We start from the raw sequence: 24,289 nt of genomic DNA, 5'->3' as shown, positions 1-24,289 counted from the left end.
ATGAGCGAAGACCTTAAAGACAAGCACGGCACGACGGGCCATAGCTGGGACGGGATCGAGGAACTCAACACCCCGCTGCCCCGCTGGTGGCTGTGGACCTTCTATGCCTGCATCGTGTGGGGGGTGATCTACACCATCCTCTACCCCGCATGGCCGCTGGTGAACCAGGCCACGGCCGGGATCCTGGGCTACTCGACCCGCGGCGAAGTCGCGGCCGAGATCGAGGCGGTCAACGAAAGCAACGCCGAGATCAACGCCCAGCTGGCCTCGGTCGAGCTGACCGCGATCCCCGAGAACCCGGAGCTGAACGGCTATGCCGTTTCCGCCGGGGCCGCCGTCTTCAAGACCTGGTGCGCGCAGTGCCACGGCTCCGGTGCGGCCGGCGCCAAGGGTTACCCGAACCTGCTGGACGACAGCTGGCTCTGGGGTGGCGATATCGAGGCGATCCACCACACGATCTCCAACGGTGTGCGCAACGAGGAAGGCGAGGATCCGCGCTGGTCGCAGATGCCGGCCTTCGGTCGCGACGAGCTGCTGGAGGAAGGCGATATCGAGGCGGTGGTGAACTACGTCATGTCGCTCTCCGGTGATCCGGTGGATGCGAGCCTCGTGGAAACCGGCGCCACGGTCTATGCCGACAATTGCGCCGCCTGCCACATGGAAGACGGCACTGGCGACCGAGACCAGGGCGCGCCCAACCTGACGGATGCGATCTGGCTCTATGGCGGCGACTACGCGACGCTCAAGGAGACGGTGACCAATTCCCGCTTCGGCGTGATGCCTGCTTGGCAGACCCGTTTGTCAGAGGCCCAGATCCGCGCGGTGACGGCCTATGTCCACCAGCTTGGCGGGGGGGAATGACCCCTGCCTGACGCCCTCCCTGCCGGCCCGTTGGCTGGCGGGGCGGCACCGGCCCGTTCGTCCTGTTCGCGCGTTTCCTGAACGGCCGGTGCCCGAAATGCAAAGCCCCCCGGATTGATCCGGGGGGCTTTTTCCATGCCGGAGCGCCTGCGGCGCATACGATTTTATCTTGCTCGCGCCGCAAGGGCGCTCAAGGGCGCTGCCCTTGAGAATCCCGGAGTATTTTGGGCAAGATGAAAGGGGGCGGTGGCGTAGGTTTCGATCCTGCCGCGCCATTCCGCCGGGGCTGCCGGGCGCAAGATTGCTCAGCCCGCGCCGCCCCCCTGCTTCATCTTGCCCAAAATACTCCGGGGTAGCGCGCAAAGCGCAGCTTTGGGCGCAAGGGGCAGAGCCCCTTTCCGCACTCTCGGCCAACGCGACCGTCAGTCCTGTGCGCGCAACACCTGGGCTGGGCGCACTGAGAGCGGGCGCCAGGCAAAGGCCAGCCCGGCCAGCAGGTTGGCCAGCAGCCCGCCCAGCACGATGGCCAGGGCATTGGCCCAGATCACCGCGAAATCGGTTTCCAGCACGAAATACGACACGGCCCAGGCCCCGGCGATCCCGGCGGCCAGGGCGACCAGCCCCGCGCCCGCGCCCAGCAGCGCGGACCGCAGGGCGAGGCTGCCCAGGATGCGGCGGCGCGAGGCGCCCAGGGTCTTCAGCACCGCAGCTTCGTAGACCCGGTCGCGTTCGCCCGACAGGGCCGCGCCGATCAGCACCAGGAACCCGGTCAGCAGCGTCGCCGCGGCGCCCCAGGACGTGGCCGAGGCGATACCCTGCAAAAGGACCGCCACCCGGTCGATCGCGTCGCGGACGCGGATTGCCGTAACGTTCGGGGCCTCGTTGCCGATGTCGCGCAGGATCGCGGCCTCGGCCTGCGCGTCGGCATAGACCGTGGCGATGAAACTGTGCGGCGCGCCCTCCAACGCAGAGGGGTTCATGGCGGTGATGAAGCCCATTCCGGCGGTCGAGAAATCGACCTCGCGGAACGAGGTGACCGTGCCGGTGATGTCGCGGCCCAGGATGTTGATCGTCATCTCGTCACCGAGGTTCAGCCCCATCTCGGCGGCCTCTTCGGCGGCAAAGGAGATCTGGGGCGGGCCATCGTAATCGGGGCCCCACCATTCACCGGCGGTGATCCGGGTCGTGTCGGGCAAGGGGCCGGAATAGGTCACGCCGCGGTCGCCGCGCAGCACCCAGTGATCGCCCGCGACCTCGGCCGCCGGGCGTCCGTTGATGCGGGTGATGATCCCGCGCAGCATCGGTGCGCTGTCGACGCGGCTGACGGCGGGGTCGGTTTCGACGCGGTCGAGGAAGGCCGGCATCTGGTCCTTCTGGATGTCGACGAAGAAGAACGAGGGCGCGCGGTCGGGCAATTCGCGGGTGATCGCGCCGCGCAGGTTGCCGTCGATCTGGCCCACGGCGGCCAGCACCGACAGGCCGAGCCCGAGGGAAAGGACCACCGGCAGGGCCTCGCTGCGTGGTCCGCCGATGGAGGCGAGCGCCCACCTCAGCGGGGCGCGGCCCCGTGCGGCGGATTGCGCGCGGCGGGCGGCGGCGCGCAGCAGCAGCCCCGCCAGCCTCAGCAGCACAAGGGCGAAGGCGATGCCGCCCGCGGTCCACAGGGTCAGCTCCCACGTGCCGGAGAAGAGCGCTGCGGTGCCCACCAGGACCGCGAGGAAGACCGCGATCACCACCAGGTAGGTCGGGCGCGGCAGGGCGCGGCCCGCAGACAGCGCGTCGCGGAACAGCGTGGCGGCGCGCACCTCCTCGGCCCGGGCGAGGGGCCAGAGGGTGAAGACCAGCGCGGTCAGCGCGCCATAGATCGCGGCCTCGGCCAGGGTGCCGGGGAAAAGGCCGAACCGGGCGGGCACCGGCAATTGATCGGCGATGATCGGGGCCAGCGCGAGCGGCACGAAGCCCCCCAGCAGGAGGCCCGCGACGATACCCAGCAGGGCCAGCGCGCCGATCTGCAGGAAGTAGGTGAGGAAGATCACCTGCCGGGTCGCGCCCAGCGTTCGCAGGGTCGCGATGACAGAGGTCTTGCGCGCCAGGTAGGCGCGGACGGCGGCGGAGACACCGACCCCGCCGACGGCCAGGCCCGACAGGCCAACGAGGATCAGGAATGCCCCCAGCCGGTCGACGAAGCGCGCCACGCCGGGCGCCCCGTTGCGGGCGTCGCGCCAGCGCAGGCCGCTGCTTTCGAAGCGGCCCTCGGCCTCGGCCTTGATGGCGTCGATATCGGCGCCCTCGGGCAGGGTCATCCGGTAATGGCTGTCGAAGAGCGTGCCGGGTTGCAGCAGGCCCGATCCCTCCAGGTCGGCGCGGCGAACGATGATCCGTGGGCCGAAGCCGAAGCCGCCGGTGGCGCTGTCGGGTTCATTGGTCAGGATCGCGCCCAGCACGAAGGTCTTGGAACCGAGCCGCAGGGTATCGCCGGGCGTCAGCCCAAGGCGGTCGGTCAGCAATTGTTCGGCCACGATGCAGGGGGTGTCAGCGGCGCAGGACAGCGCCTCTGGCAGGGGGATGTCCGGCGACAGGCCGACGGTGCCGATCAGCGGGTAGGTCGTGTCGACGGCCTTGATCTGGGTCAGGGCGCGGTCGGTGCTGCCATCCTCGCGCGGGACCGTGGCCATGGAGCGGAAATCGGCAATTTCGGAGACACTTAGCGCCGTCTCGGTCATCCAGGCGCGCTCTTCCTCGTTGGCGAAGCGGTAGGTGAAGGACACCTCGGCATCGCCGCCCAGCAGCGCCGCGCCCTCGGCCTCCAGCCCCGCTTCGATGGCGGCGCGGATTGATCCGACACCAGCGATCGCGGCGACGCCAATGGCCAGGCAGGCGAGCAGGATACGAAACCCCGACAGGCCGCCGCGCAATTCGCGGGAGGCGAATTTCAGGGCCAGGCGGGCATCTGCTGCAAGGCTCACGCCGCGGCCTCCGCCCGGTCGAGGGCGCCGTCGCGCAGGCGGATCACCCGGTCGCATCGCTGCGCCAGGTCGGGGGCGTGGGTCACCAGGACGAGGGTCGCGCCGTGGCGGTCGCGCAAGCCGAAGAGCATGTCCATGATCGCCTGCCCGTTGGGCCCGTCGAGATTGCCGGTGGGTTCATCGGCCAGCAGGATATCGGGGCGCGGGGCAGAGGCGCGGGCCAGCGCCACCCGTTGCTGTTCGCCGCCCGACATCTGGGCGGGGTAGTGATCGGCGCGGCCGGCCAGACCGACGGCGGCCAGTTCCTCGGCCGCGCGTTCGAAGGCATCGGGCTTGCCGGCCAGTTCCAGCGGCGTTGCCACGTTTTCCAGCGCCGTCATCGTCGGAATCAGGTGGAAGGATTGGAAGACCACCCCCATATGATCCCTACGAAAGCGGGCCAGCGCGTCCTCGGACATGGCGGTCAGGTCATGGCCAAGCGCGGTGATCTGCCCCCCGGTGGCGCGTTCCAGCCCGCCCATGAGCATGAGGAGAGACGATTTGCCCGATCCCGATGGCCCGATCAGACCCAGGGTTTCGCCCTTTTCCACGTCCAGCGTGATGCCGCGCAGGATGTCGACCGGACCGGCATTGCCGTCGAGGGTCAGCCGCGCATCGTTGAGGGACAGGATCGGGTCGGTCATGCGGCTTTATCCTTTGCTGCGTCGGGCCTTAGGGTCATATGGGCACGGGCGCGCGCGGGGCAAGGCAGCGGCGCTCATAATTGGCCTGGGGGTCGCCGCGCCCGTGATGGCGGAGCCGGTGGAGATCCTGGCCCTGGGGGATTCGCTGACGCAAGGATACGGGCTGCCGGTTGATGAAGGGTTCGTCCCGCAGCTCGAGGCCTGGCTGACCGAGCGTGGCCACGAGGTGAAGATCGTCAATGGCGGCGTGTCGGGCGACACGACGCGGGGCGGGCTGTCGCGGGTGGCCTGGTCCCTGACAGACGAGATCGACGCGATGATCGTGACGCTGGGGGGCAATGACCTGCTGCGCGGCCTGGACCCGGCGGACAGCCGGGCCAACATGCGCGGCATCCTCGAGGAAGGGCAGGCCGCCGGGGTCGAGATGCTGGTGATCGGGTTGACCGCATCATCCAACTACGGACTTGAATACAAAGAGGATTTCGAGGCGATCTACCCCGAGCTGTCCGAGGAGTTCGGCACGCTCTACGAGCCCAACTTCTTCGCCGGGCTGATGGAGGAGGGCGGTGATCCGTCCCTGTCGCTGCAATACATGCAGGCCGATGGCATCCACCCCGCCGCCGAGGGCGTCGCCCGCATCGTCGAGGCGATCGGGCCGCGCGTCGAGGAATTGATCGCGCAGGTCGAGGGCACGTCCTGAACCTGCGATTTCGGTACCATCGACTTTGGCACCATCGACGGGGCGGAGATTAGCACGGGTCGGGGCGGTGTTGCGCCCGCGCGCATTGCGGCGCCCGATGGTGGGGCCGACGAGGCGGCATAGCTTCCCCCGGACAGCGGTCACATCTGCGGGAGGATGCGGGCGTTGACGAGTAGCCTAGCGCCCCGTGGCGCTGCGCAGCAGGAAGGAGGGCACCTTCTTGAACGTGGCCCAGGCGAGGGCGGGGTATTCGATCTCTCCGGCCATGAGGCGCAGATATTGATACCGCACCGTGCCGGACCCGCGGAAGGCGCGGATGAAGGTGTTGCGGAACCCCTTGGCAAAGATGATCTGGCGGATCCAGCGGGCATGGAACATGGCGCGGTGGATCGGACGCAGGTGCTGCCGGTAGAGCGTCAGGGCGCGGGGCGGGTGGTTGGCGGCGATCGCCTCGGCCGCGGCCCGGGCGGCAAGGGCGCCGGATTTCATCGCGTATGCAATGCCTTCGCCGGTGATCGGGTCCACAAGGCCGGCGGCATCCCCGGCCAGCAGAACCTCGCGTCGGCCCGGCCAGCGGCGGACATCGCCGAAGGGCAGGAAGGCGCCCTTGACCTTGTGCTGCCCCTCTGCCCCGAACAGCGACAGGTAATCCTGCATCGCGCCCTTCATGTCGGGGTTGCGGCGGTGCACGCCGCCGATGCCGATCGTGGTCGACCCGGCCTTGGGGAAATACCAGCCATAGCCCCATTCAGCGGCGCCGAAGTCGATCCGCACGGGGGCGGAGGCGGGGGGCGTCGGGGCCTCGATCTCGAGCCCGAAACCGATGCGGTCATGGTCGAAGGCGGTGCCGTAAAGCTCGCGGGCCACCTGGGAATTCGCCCCGTCCGCGCCGATCAGGACCTTGTAGGACAGGGTCTGGCCGTCGGTCAGGGTGACGCGGCGCTGGTCGAAATCCAGCTCGGCCACGCTGCGCCCGGTGAAATCCTCGGCCCCCGAGGCCAGGGCGTAATCGACGATGGCATTGTCGAGGTCGCGGCGCATGGTCATGTGGATCGGCGGAATATCCTCGATCCGGGCCAGCGCCTGGCCGTGGGCATGAAACTCGACCACGTCCTTGGTCAGGATGATGTCGTCGGAAATGTTGCGGCCGAAGATCTCGCGGTAATAGCGATAGCTGCGGCCGGTGAACCCGCCACCGCAGAGCTTTTCCCGCGGGAATTTGTGCCGGTCGATCAGGGCCACGCGCAGCCCGTTGCGGGCGGCGGTATGGGCGGCGGCGCCACCGGCGGGGCCGGCCCCGATCACGATTAGGTCGAAATGGTCCATCAACTGTCTGGCTGCAATCCGAAGAACGTCCGGATGTCGTTGAAAAGGCTGGGTGATGTCACGAAGAGCAGATGCCCCTGTCCGGGATAGCTGTAAAAGGTTTCGGCCTGAATGCGGCTGGCGAAGCGGCGCGTCAAGTCCTGGGAGAAGATCGAATCCTCGGCCCCGTGAAAGAACCCGATGCGCGCGTCCTGCACATCCTCGGGCCGGTCGAGATACCAGGTCATCAGGTCCGACGTATGGGCCAGCGTCATCTTGTTCGGCGGCTTGGTGATATGGCCGCGCTGCATCGCCGCCATCTGGCGGGAGCGTTCGGCCAGTTCCTCTTCGGTGAAGTGGCGGCGGCCATAGAGCAGGGTGCGGTAATTCTCGAGCCAGGTCTCATCCAGACCGGGCTGCTTGGCGCGGAACATGGCCTTGACGACGTCGATGGCCCCGCGGGCAGAGGCCAGCAGCGCCGCCGGGCTGTCGCTGGCCGAGGAGATCAGGGCGATCTGCACGTCATCCGCCTGCAGGCGGCGGGCGGTTTCCAGGGCGATCGGGCCGCCGGTGGAATAGCCGATCAGGTAGACCTCTTTCGGGGCCAGGTCGTTGATCTGGTCGGCAATCAGCTTGCCACTGTCGACGATGTCGACGCGGTGATCGAGCGGCAGGTCGTCGATGCCGGGAAAGCGATAGGCCATCACCGCGCTGTCGGGCACGTGCCAGTCCAGAACGGGTTCGAACAGACCCACGGAGGCAAGGGCGCCGGGGATAAGCATGATCACCTTCTCGACCCCCTTTTCGGCATTGCCATCATGCAGCATCGGCGTTTCAGACGCCTGCTGCGGCGGCGGCAGAAGCGAACAGGCCGAAAGGGCGAGGAAGGCGAGGGTCAGAAGAAGGCGCATCGATTCCGCTTGAGGGCTGCTTGGCAGAGCATAGGCTGCGCGCCGGGATATGCCAGACTTGGTGACGTCGGGGGGCTTTTCGCCGCTGCTCGGCGTACATATATTGTCGATTGAATGTGAATGGAGGATCGGCGATGGCCGGCAAGAAAGTGACCTGTTTCGATTGCGGTCAGGTGAACCGCGTTCCCGAGGACAAGCTGAGCGCGGGGCCCAAATGCGGAACCTGTGGCGCGAAGCTGATGGGCGGAAAGGCGGCGGAGGTCGACCTGGCGACTCTGCGCAAAGCCGCGCGCAATGACGATGTGCCGCTGGTGGTGGATTTCTGGGCCCCGTGGTGTGGCCCCTGCCGCATGATGGCGCCGGAATTTTCCAAGGCAGCGCAGGAGCTTAGCGGGTCTGCGCGGCTGGTGAAGCTGAACACCGAGGCCAATCCCGAGGCGGGCAGCGCCTATAATATCCGCGGTATTCCGACGATGGTCGGCTTTGCCGGCGGGAAGGAGCGCAAGCGCCAATCCGGTGCGATGCCCGCGCCCGCCATCGTCGACTGGGCGCGGAGCGTCTGAAACCGGTGATCAGAGAACGGTGACCTTGGTTCCAATCGGGACACGATTATACAGGTCGATCACGTGTTCGTTGATCATGCGGAAACAACCAGACGAGGCCGCGCGGCCGATGGAACGCGGTGCGATCGTGCCGTGGATGCGGATGTAGGTGTCCTTGTTGCCTTCGTAGAGATACATAGCACGGGCGCCGAGGGGGTTGCGCGGACCGCCTGCCATGCGTTCTTCGTTCCCCTTGAAGCGGCCATAGGCGCCGGGGTCACGTTCGATCATCTCTTCGGTCGGCCGCCAGGTCGGCCATTCGACCTTGCGCTTGATCGTCGCGGTGCCGGTATAGCCAAGCCCCGGTTTTGCAACGGCAATCCCGTAGCGGATGGCTTCGCGCTGTCCGGTGACGAAATACAGGAAATAGGCCTTGGGCAGGATCACGATCTCACCGGGCTGGTAGGCCGAGGAGATGCGGACCTTGGTCGGCATGAGATGCTTGGGCGGCGTATAGGCCAGGGCGGGCATCGGAAATGCGGCGGCAGCGGTGGCCGCGGCGGCGGAGGCAATGAATGTACGACGATTGGTCATGAAGGTGGCAGCCTTTCATAGGTGAATTGTTGCCGATATTGACACGCGGCTTCCGATTCGTAACGGCTGGAAACCCTTACCTGTTCCATTTCAGCACCTTATGTGTTGCCTGCCCGACACGGAATCCGGGTCACAACAGCGTGATGGCGGCCGTGATCGGCGGCGTCGAGACCGCAGATGACCGGTTTCGGCATTGCGTCGGTATCACGTCGGTATTGCGTCGGTGCGCGGGAACGGTGCCGGAAGGCGGCGTTAACCCCGGGCTGGGAGGCTGATCCCACCTGCCAGAAGGGAGCCCGCCATGGCCTATCGCATGACCAAGACCGAACGCATCGCCCGGCGCAATTTCAGCCGCGACTGGTACGTGCTGGACCAGATGCTGCTGGAGGACCGCCTGCAGGTGGAACTGCCGCGCGAATGGCACCTTCTGGAACACGACATGGACGTGCAGGAGAAGAAGGAGAAGGTGACGCTCTACCTCGACCGGTCGGTGGCGCGGATGTTCCGTGGCATGGGGCCGGGCTACCAATCGGTGGTCAACCGGGTGCTGCGCTGCTGGATGCAGGCCAAGATCGGGGAGTTCCTGCGTTTCGAGGACGCGATCCGCGATCGGCGGGACGAGGTGATCAACGCCGATCACAAGGCCCGGCGGTCGGGCGACAGGCCCGCGCTGGACGACAGGGTGGAAGACTGGCCGGAGGCCCCGTCAGACGACCTGCCCCCCGAGGACAGACCCTAGCGCGTCTCTTCGCGGACCCAGTGGGTGTAATCGTTGGGTGCCTCTTCCTCGTGCCAGAAGATCGCGGGCACGTCGTAGGGGTGCCGCTTGCGGATCGCCGCAACGACACGGTCGCACAGATCGGGCCGCGTCTTGATGATCAGCGGGATCTCTTCGGCGGTTTCCTGGCGGCCCAGCCAGGTGAACTGCGATTGCACCGGCGCCTGGATATTCGTGCAGGCGGCAAGGCGGTGGGTCAGGAGGGCCTCTGCGATCTCTTTTGCATTGTCCCGGTCGGGGCAAAGGGTCGTGACGGAGAGGATGGTCATTGAAGGCTCCTGTTGCCTTTTGCGCCGGAGGAGTTCGGTTGCATTGATCCTTGTTTCAAGGAGGCCAAGTTTCAATGGCTGAAACAGAAAAAGCGTTTTCTCATAGATAGGCTTCCGCCCGCGAAATATATTTCTCAGATTTAGAATTTTTCATGAATTTAATGTTTTATTGCAGTGTCTTGGCGTGTTGATTTCCGGATTTCCTCAATAAATTCAAAGAAAGATCGAAACTTCATGGCCTGTAAATCGTGCCTTTAGGGACCAACGGAAAAGGAGGTTCCATGGCACATCTAGGTTCCACGTACACATCATTTGAGGCATTCTTGGGCCGTGCAGACGCGTTCTGGACGGTAGATTTGACCGCGCTTAACAGTTCCGGCGTTCAGTCGACGGCGGTTCTGGCCATGTCGACGGAAGACGATGGCACACCCTACCTGAACGTTTCGATCGTCGGAGAGGGCATGACTGCGAATATCGGCCATGCGCAGCACATCCACGGCACGTTCGATGGTCAGGGCAACCCGACCGATGCAACCACCCCGACGCTGGCTGATGACGCTGACGGCGATGGCATTGTGGAAGTTCTGGAAGGCGTCGGGAAATACGGCGACGTTCTACTTGGCCTGACCGATGCGGACGGAAATTTCGTCGAGACAGACGCCAATGGTCAGCTGTCTTTCATCCAGAGTTATGACCTGAGCGACAACAGCCAGTTCGTAAGCCCGGTGACGAATGCCAACTACACCGCGGAAGACCTGATGCCGCTGGCCCTGCGAGAGATCGTGCTGCACGGCATGGTCGTTCCTGATGGCCTGGGCGCCGGGACCGGTGGAGAGGTTGATGGCGGCACCAACGGTTACACCGGGATTCTGCCGGTTGCCGCGGGTGAGATCGAGACCGCAACCTATGAAGAGGCTTTGCAATTGCTTGCACAGCAACGCGACGTGGCAAGCGATATCTTCTCGCTCGACGCGAATGATAACCGGGCCAAAGGCGGTACCGGTGATGACACCATGCTTGGCAAAGATGGCAACGACACGCTGGATGGCGGAGCGGATGACGACGTGATCCGTGGCGGTGCCGACAATGACAAGCTGATCGGCCGCGCGGGCAGCGATGTTCTGGACGGCGGAACCGGCAACGACACGCTGGATTCCGGTGTGGATGACGATAACCAGGCAAATGCCGCGGACATGGGTGCCTCGGGCGCGCTGACATTGTCGGATTACGACAATGGGCTGGCCGGTGGTGCTGGCGATGACCTGATCGTGGGTCGTGCCGGCGATGACATCATCACCGGGGACGATGACAGCCGGATCACGGCGGTTACCAACCGGGCCTTCGATGCCAGCGCTGACGGGTCCGATGTGATCTATGGCGGTGCCGGCAACGATGAGATCCATACAGGGTCGTGGTCCGACAGCGATCAGGGGCTGCCCAATGCACAGACCGGCATGGCCAACGACACGGCCTTTGGCGGTGACGGTCATGATATTCTGCGTGGCGCGGGCGGTGATGACCTGCTTCGCGGTGATGCAGGAGATGACAATATCGGCGGTGGTGGCGGCAACGACACCATGGTTGGCGGAGAGGGTTCTGATACGTTCCTTGTGAGCGATCTGGGCGACATGATCTTTGAGAGCCGCAGCTGGTCGGGCACCGACACGGTGATGTCCAGCGTCGACTTTGCAATGGGCCGTCAACATATCGAGAATCTGACACTGACCGGGACGGATGACCTGACAGCGATTGGCAACGGCTTGGCCAATGTGATCACCGGCAATTCGGGCAATAACATCCTGGATGGCGGTACCAATGTCGATACGCTGGTCGGTGGAGACGGTGACGATATCTACCGAGTCCGCACCCCGGGCGACACGATCGTCGAAGACTCCGGAGGCGGTACGGACACCGTCTTTGCGTTCAAGACGCACCTCTTGGAATCCAATGTCGAGAACTTGGCCCTTCAGACGACCGTCGGGTTGAACGGGATCGGCAATGACATCGACAATATGATCACGGGCAACATGGCCGATAACGTCCTGATTGGGCGCGGTGGCAATGACTGGCTGCGCGGCCAAGGCGGTGACGACACATTTGTCTTTGACCGTCAGCTGAATGCCGAAACCAATGTCGATACGATCGCAGATTTCGAGAGCGGTTCGGACATGATACTGTTGCGCAGCAATATTTTCTCCGATCTGGAAACCACGTCCGGTGGCACGTTGGCGGCGGAAAGCTTTGTCATGGGGCAAATCGCGGCGGATGCGGACGACCGTATCATCTTCGACAGCAACCTGGGTAACGTCTACTATGATGCCGATGGGTCGGGCAGCGCGGATCAGGTTCTGTTTGCAAGAATCGGCAATGACGCGATGCTGACGTCGGACGATTTCCAGATCGTCTGATCCCCGCACCTTCGCATCGACCAAAAGAAAAACGCCCGCGATTCAGGATCGCGGGCGTTTCGTTCAAGATCGAATGCCGATCAGATCAATGATCGGATGGTAGATCAGACCAGCGCGAGGTTGGTCGCGCTCTCGCGGCCATCGCGGCCGGCTTCGAGGTCAAAGGTGACCTTTGCGCCGTCTGCCAGGCCGGTCAGGCCAGAGCGTTCGACGGCCGAGATGTGGACGAAAACGTCCTTGGAACCGCCCTCGGGGGCGATGAAGCCGAAGCCTTTGGTCGAGTTGAACCATTTCACGGTGCCAGTGGCCATATCCGTGTCTCCTGTTTCTGTGCCGCCCGCGGAATGCGACGGCCGCGGCTAAATTGTGTCTAACGAAGACTGTAGCCGTGTAGAGAAACAGTAGAGTCGGTAGAGGTCGTAAAGCACACCCTGTGTGACAGGTTCCGTGGCGTTTGGGAAGAAATGTTTTCGGGCCCGTGCGTTTTCGGCCAAGTGGCGCTGACGCTTGTTTTGCGAGGCAACGGGGCGGTGGGTATCAGCAAATCCCCGCCGTCCGGTGCAGGCGATTTCAGCGAGGTGCCGCTGTTTCGGTTGGCTGGCGGTTGTGCAGACCGGGCGGGCCCTTAGGTCGATCGGGAGCGGCGCGGACCCCGCGCCAGACCGGAACAGACCGAAGATCGGAGGATCTGATGACCGATACGAAATCGAAACTTCTGCGTGGTGTGATGGTGGCAGGGCTGGCCCTGTCCCCGGTGGCAGCCTTTGCCCAGGCCGCGGACAGCACCGCCCCCGAAGCCGGCGCATCCGAGGAATTGCAGAGCGAACTGTCCTTCACCGATGCGGAGCTTTCGGGCTTTGCCGATGCGACGGTGAAGATGCAGCAGGTCCGCCAGACCTACATGCCGCAGATCGAGGCCGCGGCGGATGACGCCGAACGCCAGGAGCTGGCGCAGCAGGCCAATTCCGAGATGGTCAGCGCCGTCGAAGCCGCCGAAGGCATCGACGTCGAAACCTACAACGCCATCGGCCGCGCCGCCCAGGAAGACGAATCCCTGCGCGCGCAACTGGTCGCGATGGTGCAGCAACGTGTCGGGATGGATCCCGGCACCCAGAACGACGAAGGGTAACCCAGCCCATCGTCTGCCGGGCGCGACCTCCAGCGCGTCCGGACAGGAACGCCGCCCCGATCCGGGGCGGCGTTTTTGCGTTTGAGACTGTGCGTGCGCGATTTACCAGGCGGTCGGGCCGCCCAGCATCGGCGCGAGGGGATCAGCGCACGAATTTCTTGTGCTTGATCCGCTTGGGTTCCAGCGCGTCGGGGCCGAGGCGGCGTTTCTTGTCTTCCTCGTAATCCTCGAAGTTGCCTTCGAACCATTCGACATGGGCGTCGCCCTCGAAGGCGAGGATGTGCGTGCAGATGCGGTCGAGGAAGAACCGGTCGTGGGAGATCACCACGGCGCAGCCGGCGAACTCGGTCAGGGCGTCCTCGAGGGCGCGGAGGGTTTCCACGTCGAGATCGTTGGTCGGTTCGTCGAGCAGCAGCACGTTGCCGCCGGATTTCAGCAGGCGGGCCATGTGGACGCGGTTGCGTTCACCGCCCGACAGCAGGTTGACCTTCTTCTGCTGGTCGCCGCCCTTGAAGTTGAAGGACGAGCAATAGGCGCGGGAATTCACCTGGGCGTCGCCCAGCTGGATGATCTCGGCGCCGCCGGTGATCGCCTCCCAGACGGTGTCGCCATCGGCCAGGTCGTCGCGGGACTGGTCGACATAGGACAGTTCGACCGTGTCGCCGAATTCGATGCTGCCCTCGTCGGGCTGTTCCTGCCCGGTCAGCATCTTGAACAGAGTGGATTTGCCGGCGCCGTTGGGGCCGATCACACCGACGATGCCGCCCGGCGGCAGGGAGAAGGACAGGTTCTCGATCAGGAGCTTGTCGCCCATGGCCTTTTTCAGGCCCTCGACCTCGATCACCTTGGAGCCGAGCCGCTGGCCGGCGGGGATCACGATCTGGGCGCGGGTGATCTTTTCGCGTTCGGACTGGTTGGCCAGTTCCTCGTAGGCCTGGATACGGGCCTTGGACTTGGCCTGCCGGGCTTTGGCGCCCTGGCGCATCCAGTCAAGCTCGCGCTGGAGCGTCTTCTGCTGGGCCTTGTCTTCCTTGGCTTCGCGTTCCAGCCGCTTGGCCTTCTGTTCCAGCCAGGAGGAGTAGTTGCCCTCGTAGGGGATGCCGCGGCCGCGGTCGAGTTCGAGGATCCAGCCGGTGATGTCATCCAGGAAGTAGCGGTCGTGGGTGACGATCAGGATGGTGCCCTTGTAGTCGATCAGGTGCTGTTGCAGCCAGGCGATGGTTTCCGCGTCCAGGTGGTTGGTCGGTTCGTCCAGCAGCAGCATGTCGGGCTGTTCCAGCAGCAGCTTGCACAGGGCGACGCGGCGGCGTTCACCGCCCGACAGGGTGGTCACGTCGGCATCGTCGGGGGGGCAGCGCAGCGCCTCCATCGAGATGTCGATCTGGGCGTCGAGATCCCACAGGTTCTGGCTGTCGATCTCGTCCTGGAGCTGGGCCATCTCATCCGCGGTTTCGTCGGAATAGTTCATCGCCAGTTCGTTGAACCGATCGAGCTTGGCCTTCTTTTCGGCCACGCCCAGCATGACGTTGCCGCGCACGTCGAGGCTGGCGTCGAGTTCCGGTTCCTGCGGCAGGTAGCCGACCTTGGCGCCTTCGGCATGCCAGGCTTCGCCCGAGAAATCCTTGTCCCAGCCGGCCATGATCTTGAGCAGGGTGGACTTACCGGCGCCGTTGACGCCGACGACCCCGATCTTCACCCCGGGGAGGAAGTTCAGGTTGATGTTTTCAAAGCATTTCTTGCCACCCGGGTAGGTCTTGGAGACGCCGGACATGTGGTAGACATATTGATAGGCGGCCATGTTGATACTCCGTCAGCTTGAACGCGTTTCGCCTCCCATACCGAAAGCGGTGGGGCGGGGCAATCGCCGTAGGGGCCGCAGGGCCTTTTCATGCTGGGTCATTCGGGGGCTGCGCGGCCCGGGCGTGGCGGGCCGCGCAGAGGGCACGCCAGATCAATAGCCGATGTAGTGGCCCATGATCAGGAAGGCGAAGCACAGGATGTAGACGGCGATCATGAAGGGCATGAACACCTTGATCCAGAGCGGGTAGCTGACCCCGCCGAGCGCCAGCATCGCCAGCGTCCCGCCCGAGGTCGGCACGATCAGGTTGGTCAACCCGTCGCCCACCTGGAAGGCCATGATCATCAGCTGCCGGGTCATCCCGGTCAGGTCCGCCAGCGGCACGAGGATCGGCATGGTCACGAGCGCCTGACCCGAGCCGGAGGGCACGAAGAAGTTGATGACGCCCTGGATCACGCTCATCACCGGCGCCAGCAATTGCAGCGGCACGGCCTGGGCTGTTGCGTTCAGCCCGTAGATGATCGTGTCGATGATGCCGCCATCGTCGAGCATGATCTTGATCGAGGCGGCCAGACCGATGACCAGCGCGCCGCCGGTGACCTTGGAGGCGCCTTCGACCATGTTGGCGACATAGTCGTTCGCGCTCATCCCGCTGGCGATGGCAGCGACGACGGACACGATCAGGAAGACGGCCGCGATTTCGTTGATGTACCACGACCGGCCAAGCGCGCCGGTGCCCGAGAGGTAGGAACAGACGGCGATGACGACGATCCCCAGGGCGAAGGCGCCGATGATGATCTTGTCGCTCTTGCGCATGTAATATTCGGAAATGTCCTTGGTCAGGCCGGATTCGTCCTCGGACGAGGGCTGCGCATCCTTCAGCTTGACCACGTAGTGGTTGATGTAGAGCGCCAGCAGGGTGAGCGAGGCCATGCACAGGATGAAGCGGTAGATCGCGCCGGAGAAGAGCGGCAGTTCCGCGATCGTCTGGGACACGCCGACCGTGTAGGGGTTGATCGGCGACAGGGCAAAGCCGATGCCGATCCCGCCGACGGCCATGCAGACGCCGACGACATTGCCATAGCCGATCGTGGCCGAGATGATCATGGCGACGGGCACGAGGGCGATGTTGTTCTCGAACCCGACGGCGATGCCGAAGAGTCCGTAGAGATACGTCCCGATCCAGACGATCAGGCCGCGCCGTTCCATGCCGATATGCTTCACCATGGTGCCGATGGCATGTTCCATCGCGTGGCTTTTCGTCATCGTGTGGAACAGCCCGCCCGCGATGAAGACGATGAACAGGTAGGGGGCGGCATCCAGCAGGCCGCGCGGGATCGACACGAAGATCGAAAACAGGAAGTCGATCACCCCGCCGAATGAGAACGCCCCGTCGCTGTCGGTATAGGCGAAGCTGTCGGGCACGACGCGGGTGGCGCCGTTCACCTCTTCGCGGTCATAGGACCCTGCGGGCACGATCAGCGTCAGCAGGCTGGCCAGCAGCAGGATGTAGAAGATCATCACCATCGGATCGGGGAATTGCCATTTCCGCTTGGTGGCACTGTCCGTCGTATCAGTCATCGTTACGCTCCTTTCGGGAGTTCGCTGTGTCGCGGGGGAACAGGGGCCGCGATTTCGAGGGAGACCGGAGGATTGGGGGAGGCGATCCTGCCCGCCGGAGAGGGGACCCGGCGGGGGGGACGCATCGGTCTCGGCCATCTGCCAGTGATGGCGGGCAAGCCGGCCCCGTTGCGCGGCGAAGCGGCGATGCCTAGGTTAAACCTGCACGAAGAATGCGCCTTTGATAAAGTGTCATGGTTGAATTTATCGCTACAAATTCAGTCCTTGGCTGTTTTCCGATGGGAAATGCCGAAAATCGGTGCGGCGGTGGGGGATTCCGGAACCGTTGCGGGGGTGCGGCGTTGAACCCGGTGCAAAAGGGGACGGACGTGGACGGTCAGCCAGCAAGCGAAGCCAGCGAGATCGAAGAGGAGCCGGCGGAGACCCTCCGCCTGGAATCGCTTCACCGGATTGAATATCTGCTGGGCGGGATCCTGATCCTGTTCTTCTTCTGGTCGATTTCGATGGCCAAGGATGTCATCCTGCCCATCGTGCTGGGCTTCCTGATCGCGCTGACGCTGTCGCCTCTGGTGCGGTGGCTGCGCAAGATTGGCGTGCCGGCCGGGGTGGCGGCGATCGTGCTGATCTCGAGTATCGGGCTGGGATCGGGCTTTGGGCTTTACATGCTGAGTGGCCCGGCCTCGAACCTGGTGGAGACCCTGCCGGAGGTGCGGGCCTCGGCCGAGGGCAAGCTGGACTACGTGCGGGACAAGCTGCGCCAGGTGCAGGAAGCCGAAGAGGACATGCAGGAGCTGGCCAAGGGCGGCGGTGGCGATGACCCTGCGACCCCCGAAAATGAAGACGATGTGACCACGGTGCTGGTGGACGAGCCGGGCATGGTGGAAACGGCGCTGTCCTCCCTGGCGGGGACGGGGACTGCGCTGGTGATCGCGCTGATCCTGGCGATGTTCCTGCTGGCCTCGGGCGACATGTTCCAGCGCAAGCTGGTGCAGAGTTTTTCCCGGATGCAGGACAAGAAACGGGCGTTACGAGTGTCGCATGACATCGAGCGGCAGATCTCGCGCTACCTGGGGGCGATCACGGTCATCAACGCGGCGCTGGGCCTGTGTATCGGGCTGAGCATGCATGCGATCGGGATGCCCTATGCCCATGTCTGGGGCGTCGCGGCCTTCCTGTTGAACTACCTGCCTTACCTGGGCGCGATGATTGGCGTGGTGGCCGTGGCGGCGGTGTCGCTGATCACCTTCGAAACGGCGGGTGCGATGCTGGTGCCGCCGGCGGTCTACCTGCTGCTGACCTCGATCGAGGGGCAGATGGTGACGCCGGTGCTGGTCGGCCGGCACCTGAGCCTGAACGCGGCGGCCGTTTTCGTCGCGGTGATCTTCTGGGCCTGGCTGTGGGGCGTTGCGGGTGCGCTGATGGCGGTGCCCTTCCTGGTCGGGTTGAAGGTCGTCTGTGACAACCTGCCAGCGCTGGATTTCCTGGGCCGCTTCCTGGGGGCGGAGAAGCCGCCCCGGCTTTGACGTCCACGCCTGTTGCGGGCGGTGTGGCGGAGGGCTCTGCCCTCCGGACCTCCCGGGATATTGGTCGGCCAGATGAAACAGGGGCCGCGCGCGCAGGGCCTTGGGGTTCTTCCTTTTCTCGGATATGGCGAAGGCATGCGTTACGCGATACCCCATGCGGCCCCCGGGCAAGTGATCGGATTGCTGGGCGGGTCTTTCGATCCGGCCCATGACGGTCATGCGCATATCACCCGCGAGGCGCTGCAATTGTTCGGGCTGGACCGGGTATGGTGGCTGGTGAGCCCCGGTAACCCGCTGAAGGCGCGACAGCCTGCGCCGATGGCGGACAGGATTGCCCGGGCGCGGGACGTGATCGACCATCCGGCGGTTGAGATCACCGGCATAGAGGCGGTGCTGGGCACGCGCTATACCGCAGAGACGCTGCACCGGATCGTGCATCTGTATCCGCGGACGCGGTTCGTCTGGCTGATGGGGGCGGACAACCTGGCGCAGCTGGATCAGTGGCAGGATTGGCGCTGGATCATGGAGAACGTGCCGGTGGGCGTGCTGGCGCGACCGGGCGACCGGATCTCGGCGCGGATGTCCAAGGCGGCGCGGTTCTACAGGGAGTACCGGCTGGCGGGTCGGTCCTCGCATCTTTTGGGTCATGCCGAAACGCCGGCCTGGTGTTTCGTGAACGTGCCAATGGTTTCGCTTTCGTCTACAATCCTGCGAAATCGGGGTGACTGGTCGCGATAAGGTGTTCAATAGGGCGTTGCAGCCTCTTGAGCGGAGCGGGATTTGGCGCTTAACGTGTCGCCATGACAAGGCATTTTGATCGACGCTTATTTCTGGCAGGCCTGACCGCATCCGTCGCGGTTCCGGCCATCGTTGCGGCACAGCCGCCGGCCACGTCGAAGCGCCCCGAAGCCCGTCCGGGTTCGACCAAGCCGCTCTCCGTCACCGCAGAAGAGATGATCGCCGAGGCCGGTCTGTCCGGCGAGGCGGCGTTCCACGTGGCCGACCTGTCGCAGACCCAGCTGCTGGAGGCGCGTAACCCAACGTTGCCCCTGCCGCCGGCCAGCGTGGCCAAGGCGCTGACCGCGCTTTATGCGCTGGACGTGCTGGGGGCCGAGCATCGGTTTGCCACCCAGGTCACGGCCACGGGCCCGATCGAGGATGGGGTGCTGAAGGGCGACCTGATCCTGCAGGGCGGGGGCGATCCGACCTTGCAGACCAATGACCTGGCCGAACTGGCCGCGGCGGTGAAGGCCACCGGGCTGCGCGCAGTCGAGGGGCATTTCTACGTCTGGGGCGGCGCGCTGCCCTATGCGCAGGTGATCGACGTGCTGCAGCCGCCGCATGTGGGCTACAACCCCTCGGTTTCGGGGCTGGCGCTGAACTTCAACCGGGTGCATTTCGAATGGCGCCGGGATGGCGGGCGCTGGGGCGTGACGATGGATGCGCGGTCGGACAAGTACCGGCCCGAGGTTGCCATGGCGCGGATGCGGATCGTGGACCGGTCCGGGCCCGTCTATACCTATGCCGACGAGGGTGGGCGCGACGACTGGACCGTGGCGCAGGGCGCGCTGGGCAATGGCGGGTCGCGCTGGCTGCCGGTGCGCAAGCCCGAACTCTATGCCGGCGAGGTGTTCCAGACGCTGATGCGGTCGTATGGCATCGTGCTGGAAACGCCGCGGGTGACGCAGGTCCTGCCGCAGGGCCGCGTCGTGGCGGAGCGCGAGAGCGAGCCGATGCGCTACATCCTGCGGGACATGCTGCTCTATTCCACCAACATCACCGCAGAGATGGTCGGGCTGGCCGCGACGGCGGGCCTGTCGGGGCGGGCGGCGACGCTTGAGGCCTCGGCGCGGCGGATGTCGGATTGGGCGCGCGAACGGCTGGGCCTGACGGATACCGATTTCGTGGATCATTCGGGGCTGGGCGACCGGTCGCGGACCACGGTGGAAGACCTGGTCCGCGCGCTGTCGACGCCGCTGGCCCGCGCGGAATTGCGGCCACTGCTGAAGACCATCGACATGCGCAACCGCGATTACAAGGTGATGCCCGACCATCCGCTGGATGTGGTGGCCAAGACCGGGACGTTGAACTTTGTCTCGACCCTGGCGGGCTATGCAGAGATGCCGGACGGGCGGGACATGGCCTTTGCCATCCTGACCGCCGACATACCGCGCCGCGACGCGCTGAGCGAGGCGGAGCGGGAACGCCCCGCGGGTGGTCGTGCGTGGGCGCGGCGGTCACGGTTGCTGCAGCAGGCGCTGCTGCAACGCTGGGGTGTGATTCACGCAGGATAATCAGGCACGACGACGGGTCATGGCGGCCCGGTGCGGCCTGCCGGTGTCGTGAAAGGCGGGGCTTGGGAGCGCGCGCCGGCCGCTATGCGGCCGGTCGGCTCAGTTGTTCTGCGTCTGCGAGAAGGGGGTATCGAGCCGCACGGTGCGGTGCGATGTGTTCTCGTCCAGGAGGGTATCGAGGACGGGCAGGGTGCAGAGGAGGACAAGTCCCAGTATCAGGATGCCACGGTTCTTCATCTTGGATAATCCGTTTTCTAAATAAGGATTATCCTGCGCCCGGATTGCCGCCACGGCAAGTCAGGCTTTCCCGACCTGCGGAAAATGGCGTGCTGTCGCCGGTTTCGCGGGCGGACGGGCGAAAATCCGCGCGTGGCGGGGCCGGCGCGGATTATTTTTGCGGCGGAATGCGGAGGTCAGACGGTCATGTGACGGGCCCGCGCGCCGCGTTCGATCGCGGCGGCATGCAGGCGGTCGATGTTCAGTTGGTCGCGGATTTCCTCGAGCAGGCGGATCTCGCCCTCGCGCAGGATGCCGTCGGCTGCGGCCACGTCGCAACACAGCGCATAGGCGGTTTCATTCAGCTTTTCCGGAAGGTTATCGTGCACCAGGCCGAAAAGCGCATCGAGCCCGTCTTCTTCCGAGAAGAGGTCGAAGACCATGTTCGACAGCACGGTGATCCGGTCGATGTCGAAGGTGCCGAAGATCGGCAGGGTGTTCACCTGGTTCTCGATCTTGATGAGTTCGGAGGTCCGGATGTTGGTGTCGGAGACGGACACGGAGAACATGAGCAGGACCAGGCAGTCCTGCGGCGTCAGCGGGTGCGATTCGGTTTCTGTCATGGTGGCTCCGACGGATCGTGTTGCGGTGCAGAATATTGACGCTCTGCAAGGGGGGCAATAGAGAGGGCGACGTTGCCGGGCAAGGGCCCGGGTCGAACCTATGGAGAGAATGATGGGCGATCTGCGTGACGCGGGGATGACTTCCAAGGCGTGGCCTTTCGAAGAAGCGCGCCGTCTACTCAAACGGTACGAGAAAAAACCGCCCGAAAAGGGCTATGTCCTGTTCGAAACGGGCTATGGCCCGTCTGGTCTGCCACATATCGGGACCTTTGGCGAAGTGCTGCGCACGACGATGATCCGTCGCGCCTTCGAGGTGATCTCGGACATTCCGACCCGGCTGATCTGTTTTTCCGACGACATGGACGGGATGCGGAAGATCCCCGGCAACGTGCCGAACCAGGAGCGTCTGCGCGAGGATATCCAGAAGCCGCTGACCGCCGTCTATGACCCGTTCGAGACGCATGAGAGCTTTGGCCACCACAACAACGCGATGCTGCGGCGGTTCCTGGATACGTTCGGGTTCGAATACGAATTCTACTCGGCCACGGAATTCTACAAGTCCGGCCAGTTCGACGAGGTGCTGAAGCGCGCGGTCGAGAAATACGACGACGTCATGAAGGTCATGCTGAAATCGCTGCGCGAGGAGCGTCAGCAGACCTATTCGATCTTCCTGCCGATCCATCCCGAGACGGGCCGCGTGCTGTATGTCCCGATGAAGGAGGTGAACGCGCAGGATTACACGATCACCTTCGACGACGAGGACGGCAAGGAATGGACCCTGCCGGTCACCGGCGGCCAGGTGAAGCTGCAGTGGAAGCCCGATTTCGGCGCCCGCTGGGCCGCGCTGGACGTCGATTTCGAGATGTACGGCAAGGATCACAGCACCAACACGCCGATCTACGACCGCATCTGCGAGATCCTGGGCGGCAAGAAGCCCGAGCATTTCACCTACGAGCTGTTCCTGGACGACAAGGGGCAGAAGATCTCGAAATCCTCCGGCAACGGGATCTCGATCGACGAATGGCTGACCTATGCCTCGACCGAGTCGCTGTCCTATTTCATGTTCGCCAAGCCGAAGACCGCCAAGCGGCTGTATTTCGACGTCATCCCCAAGGCGATGGACGAATATCACCAGCAGCTCCGGGCCTATCCGACCCAGACGATCGAACAGCAGGCGGCGAACCCGGTCTTCCACATCCACAACGGCGATGTGCCGGAATCGAAGATGGTGGTGCCGTTCTCGATGCTGCTGAACCTCGCCTCGGTCGCTGGGGCCGAGGACAAGGAGACGCTGTGGGGCTTCATCCGCCGCTATGCGCCCGAGGCGACGGCGGAGACGCATCCCGATCTCGACGCGGCGGCCGGTTACGCGGTGCGGTACTACAACGACTTCGTGAAGCCCGAGAAGGTCTATCGCGCGCCGACGGATGCCGAGCGCGAGGCGCTGGAAGCGCTGCGCGCCGCGCTGGCCGACTATGACGGGCCTGTGGATGGCGACGCGTTGCAGCAGGTCGTGTTCGACGTGGGCCGGGACCGGTTCGACCCGATGCGCGACTGGTTCAAGGCATTGTACGAGGTGCTGCTGGGCGCGTCCCAGGGGCCGCGTTTCGGCGGGTTCATCGCGCTTTACGGCGTGGAAGAGACCATCGCGCTGATCGACAAGGGCCTGGCCGGAGAGCTGGGCTGAGTCCTTCGGGCGACGGCCCTTGCGGGCCGTTGCCTCCGGCGGGAGTATTTCCGGCAAGATGAAGAAGGATTCGCGCCGGGGAGGCTGACGTGACGACGGGGTATGAACCGCTGAATACGCTCAAGCCGTTCGGTCCGGATATCTGGATCGTGGACGGCCCGTCGATCCGGTTCTACGGCCTGCCCTTTCCCACCCGAATGACCGTGGTGCGCCTGCCGGATGGCACCGTCTGGCTGCATTCGCCGATCGCCCTGGACGAGGCCCTGTGGCAGGAGATCGAGGCGATTGGCCCGATCCGCCACATCGTGGCGCCCAACTGGATCCATTATGCCAGCGTCTGGCAATGGCAGGATCTGGGCGAGGGGATCGAGGTCTGGGCGGCGCCGGGCGTGGCCGAACGGGCGGAGCGTCACGACGTGCCGATCCGGGTCGATCACGTGCTGGAGGCGGGCGCGATGCCCGATTGGGGCGCCTTCGACGCGCGGCTGGTCAGCGGCAGTGACGTGCACCGGGAGGCGGTGTTCCATCACCGCGCCTCACGCGTGTTGATCCTGACGGACCTGATCGAGAATTTCGAACCGGAGCATCTGCCGTGGTGGATGGCCGGGCTGGTGCGGATGGCGGGGATCGTCGCCCCTGACGGGCGGACGCCGCCGGACATGGCCTGGACGTTTCGCAAGCACCGGGCCGAGGTCCGGGCGCATGTCGATTGGATGCTCGATCTGGCACCGGAAAAGGTGATCGTCGCCCATGGGGCCTGCTACGAGGACGATGCCACGGCGCGGTTGCGCAAGGGGCTGCGGCGGCTCTCTGGCTAGATACGGGCTGCGGATTTTTGGCCGCGTCGGGAAAATGCGCTATCCTTACCGGCAAGGAGGAGTTCCCATGCGCCTGATCCTGACCGTACTCGCCCTGATGACGAGCCTTGCCCTGACACCGCTTCAGGCCCAGCAGGCCGGGCCGGACGCGCCCGGCGACATCGTCACACGACAATTCGATGCCTTCCGCACCGACAACCTGGACGAGGCGTTTTCCTATGCCAGTCCGATGATCCAGTTCCAGTTCCAGGACCCGCAGAATTTCGGCATGATGGTCGAGCGGGGCTATCCGATGGTGCGCGATCCCGGCCAGGTGCGGATGCTGGACCTGCGCGAAGAGGGCGGCCGTACCGTTCAGCGGGTCGAGATCCTCGATGGCAAGGGCACGCTCTACCTGCTGGATTACGACATGATCCGCACCGAGGAAGGCTGGAAGATCAACGGTGTCCGGTTTGTCGAAAGCCCGCCGCTGGCGACCTGAGCCGTTGCCCGCAGCGCCGGGCATCGTGACGGTGGCCTAAGCTGCCCTTCAATCCCTGTCCCTATCCCTTTCGCCGTAGCCGCGCGGGGTCTGTCCCTTGCGGAGGATCGCGACGCGCCCGC

Annotated in this window: 23 protein-coding genes; 12 read left to right on the top strand and 11 right to left on the bottom strand. The window is 64.7% G+C overall.

What is annotated here, in order from left to right:
* The gene (ccoP, locus tag ATO9_RS06295) at window positions 1-861 is read left to right on the top strand and encodes a cytochrome-c oxidase, cbb3-type subunit III (RefSeq protein WP_043746847.1); all 861 of its coding nucleotides are present in this window, start codon (window positions 1-3) and stop codon (window positions 859-861) included.
* Between the two features lie 422 nt (window positions 862-1,283).
* Here ccoP and ATO9_RS06290 read toward each other — a convergent pair whose 3' ends face one another.
* A complete protein-coding gene (locus ATO9_RS06290; protein WP_043746844.1) occupies window positions 1,284-3,827 on the bottom strand; it encodes an ABC transporter permease in 2,544 nt (847 codons plus the stop codon).
* Complete coding sequence (locus tag ATO9_RS06285; RefSeq protein ID WP_043746841.1) at window positions 3,824-4,510, bottom strand: ABC transporter ATP-binding protein; 687 nt, start codon at window positions 4,508-4,510, stop codon at window positions 3,824-3,826. Before ATO9_RS06285 ends, ATO9_RS06290 begins: the two co-directional genes overlap by 4 nt.
* Here ATO9_RS06285 and ATO9_RS06280 point away from each other — a divergent pair.
* Window positions 4,509-5,210 carry an arylesterase gene (locus ATO9_RS06280; RefSeq protein WP_043746838.1) on the top strand — a complete coding sequence of 234 codons (702 nt, stop codon included), beginning with the start codon at window positions 4,509-4,511 and terminating at the stop codon, window positions 5,208-5,210. The two genes, ATO9_RS06285 and ATO9_RS06280, sit on opposite strands and share 2 nt — an antisense overlap.
* Before the next feature lie 177 nt (window positions 5,211-5,387).
* Here the strand turns inward: ATO9_RS06280 and ATO9_RS06275 are convergent, their stop codons facing one another.
* A complete protein-coding gene (locus ATO9_RS06275) occupies window positions 5,388-6,536 on the bottom strand; it encodes a geranylgeranyl reductase family protein (RefSeq protein ID WP_043746836.1) in 1,149 nt (382 codons plus the stop codon).
* Window positions 6,536-7,426 (bottom strand): alpha/beta fold hydrolase, encoded by an 891-nt coding sequence (locus ATO9_RS06270; RefSeq protein WP_043746834.1) that lies wholly within the window; start codon window positions 7,424-7,426, stop codon window positions 6,536-6,538. Before ATO9_RS06270 ends, ATO9_RS06275 begins: the two co-directional genes overlap by 1 nt.
* A gap of 134 nt (window positions 7,427-7,560) precedes the next feature.
* Here ATO9_RS06270 and trxC point away from each other — a divergent pair, with 134 nt between their 5' ends.
* The gene (gene trxC, locus ATO9_RS06265) at window positions 7,561-7,989 is read left to right on the top strand and encodes a thioredoxin TrxC (RefSeq protein WP_043746832.1); all 429 of its coding nucleotides are present in this window, start codon (window positions 7,561-7,563) and stop codon (window positions 7,987-7,989) included.
* A gap of 9 nt (window positions 7,990-7,998) precedes the next feature.
* On the opposite strand, the gene ATO9_RS06260 is transcribed toward trxC, so the two are convergent.
* Window positions 7,999-8,562, bottom strand: coding sequence for a L,D-transpeptidase (locus ATO9_RS06260; RefSeq protein ID WP_043746830.1), 564 nt, complete (start codon window positions 8,560-8,562; stop codon window positions 7,999-8,001).
* A gap of 301 nt (window positions 8,563-8,863) precedes the next feature.
* On the opposite strand from ATO9_RS06260, the gene ATO9_RS23845 reads away from it, so the two are divergent.
* The gene (locus ATO9_RS23845) at window positions 8,864-9,301 is read left to right on the top strand and encodes a BrnA antitoxin family protein (protein WP_081979468.1); all 438 of its coding nucleotides are present in this window, start codon (window positions 8,864-8,866) and stop codon (window positions 9,299-9,301) included.
* On the opposite strand, the gene cutA is transcribed toward ATO9_RS23845, so the two are convergent.
* Window positions 9,298-9,609, bottom strand: a complete 312-nt coding sequence (gene cutA / locus ATO9_RS06250; RefSeq protein WP_043746828.1) for a divalent-cation tolerance protein CutA — start codon at window positions 9,607-9,609, stop codon at window positions 9,298-9,300. The genes ATO9_RS23845 and cutA overlap by 4 nt on opposite strands.
* Before the next feature lie 356 nt (window positions 9,610-9,965).
* Between cutA and ATO9_RS06245 the strand changes: the two genes are divergently transcribed.
* Complete coding sequence (locus tag ATO9_RS06245; protein WP_162183058.1) at window positions 9,966-12,017, top strand: calcium-binding protein; 2,052 nt, start codon at window positions 9,966-9,968, stop codon at window positions 12,015-12,017.
* A 104-nt stretch (window positions 12,018-12,121) separates the two neighbouring features.
* Here the strand turns inward: ATO9_RS06245 and ATO9_RS06240 are convergent, their stop codons facing one another.
* Window positions 12,122-12,328, bottom strand: coding sequence for a cold-shock protein (locus ATO9_RS06240; RefSeq protein ID WP_043746826.1), 207 nt, complete (start codon window positions 12,326-12,328; stop codon window positions 12,122-12,124).
* Window positions 12,329-12,708: 380 nt separating this feature from the next.
* Between ATO9_RS06240 and ATO9_RS06235 the strand changes: the two genes are divergently transcribed.
* Window positions 12,709-13,146, top strand: a complete 438-nt coding sequence (locus tag ATO9_RS06235; protein ID WP_043746823.1) for a DUF4168 domain-containing protein — start codon at window positions 12,709-12,711, stop codon at window positions 13,144-13,146.
* Between the two features lie 142 nt (window positions 13,147-13,288).
* Here the strand turns inward: ATO9_RS06235 and ettA are convergent, their stop codons facing one another.
* Window positions 13,289-14,944, bottom strand: coding sequence for an energy-dependent translational throttle protein EttA (gene ettA, locus ATO9_RS06230; protein WP_043746820.1), 1,656 nt, complete (start codon window positions 14,942-14,944; stop codon window positions 13,289-13,291).
* A gap of 153 nt (window positions 14,945-15,097) precedes the next feature.
* A complete protein-coding gene (locus ATO9_RS06225) occupies window positions 15,098-16,525 on the bottom strand; it encodes a YfcC family protein (RefSeq protein WP_043746817.1) in 1,428 nt (475 codons plus the stop codon).
* Between the two features lie 368 nt (window positions 16,526-16,893).
* Between ATO9_RS06225 and ATO9_RS06220 the strand changes: the two genes are divergently transcribed.
* From ATO9_RS06220 to dacB, 3 genes are all read left to right on the top strand, one after another.
* Entirely contained in the window at window positions 16,894-18,048 is a 1,155-nt protein-coding gene (locus ATO9_RS06220; protein WP_238318673.1) for an AI-2E family transporter, read from the top strand.
* Between the two features lie 135 nt (window positions 18,049-18,183).
* Window positions 18,184-18,786 (top strand): nicotinate-nucleotide adenylyltransferase, encoded by a 603-nt coding sequence (locus ATO9_RS06215; protein ID WP_081979493.1) that lies wholly within the window; start codon window positions 18,184-18,186, stop codon window positions 18,784-18,786.
* Between the two features lie 62 nt (window positions 18,787-18,848).
* Window positions 18,849-20,342, top strand: a complete 1,494-nt coding sequence (gene dacB / locus ATO9_RS06210; RefSeq protein ID WP_043746814.1) for a D-alanyl-D-alanine carboxypeptidase/D-alanyl-D-alanine endopeptidase — start codon at window positions 18,849-18,851, stop codon at window positions 20,340-20,342.
* A gap of 99 nt (window positions 20,343-20,441) precedes the next feature.
* On the opposite strand, the gene ATO9_RS24215 is transcribed toward dacB, so the two are convergent.
* Together ATO9_RS24215 and ATO9_RS06205 are read right to left on the bottom strand one after the other, a co-directional pair.
* Complete coding sequence (locus tag ATO9_RS24215) at window positions 20,442-20,579, bottom strand: hypothetical protein (protein ID WP_156127806.1); 138 nt, start codon at window positions 20,577-20,579, stop codon at window positions 20,442-20,444.
* Between the two features lie 176 nt (window positions 20,580-20,755).
* Window positions 20,756-21,181, bottom strand: coding sequence for a tellurite resistance TerB family protein (locus ATO9_RS06205; RefSeq protein WP_043746811.1), 426 nt, complete (start codon window positions 21,179-21,181; stop codon window positions 20,756-20,758).
* Between the two features lie 112 nt (window positions 21,182-21,293).
* Between ATO9_RS06205 and ATO9_RS06200 the strand changes: the two genes are divergently transcribed.
* The 3 genes from ATO9_RS06200 to ATO9_RS06190 all read left to right on the top strand — a co-directional run bounded on the left by ATO9_RS06200 (window position 21,294) and on the right by ATO9_RS06190 (window position 24,167).
* Entirely contained in the window at window positions 21,294-22,868 is a 1,575-nt protein-coding gene (locus tag ATO9_RS06200) for a lysine--tRNA ligase (RefSeq protein ID WP_043746808.1), read from the top strand.
* 89 nt (window positions 22,869-22,957) lie between these two features.
* Entirely contained in the window at window positions 22,958-23,686 is a 729-nt protein-coding gene (locus ATO9_RS06195; RefSeq protein ID WP_043746805.1) for a DUF4336 domain-containing protein, read from the top strand.
* A 67-nt stretch (window positions 23,687-23,753) separates the two neighbouring features.
* The gene (locus ATO9_RS06190) at window positions 23,754-24,167 is read left to right on the top strand and encodes a DUF4864 domain-containing protein (RefSeq protein ID WP_043746804.1); all 414 of its coding nucleotides are present in this window, start codon (window positions 23,754-23,756) and stop codon (window positions 24,165-24,167) included.
* Window positions 24,168-24,289 lie beyond the last annotated feature (122 nt).

Origin of the sequence: Pseudooceanicola atlanticus (assembly GCF_000768315.1) — a bacterium.
Taxonomy (GTDB): Bacteria; Pseudomonadota; Alphaproteobacteria; order Rhodobacterales; family Rhodobacteraceae; genus Pseudooceanicola; species Pseudooceanicola atlanticus.
The sequence above is the reverse complement of the archived record's forward strand: the minus strand, read 5'-3'. Positions and strand labels throughout refer to the sequence as shown.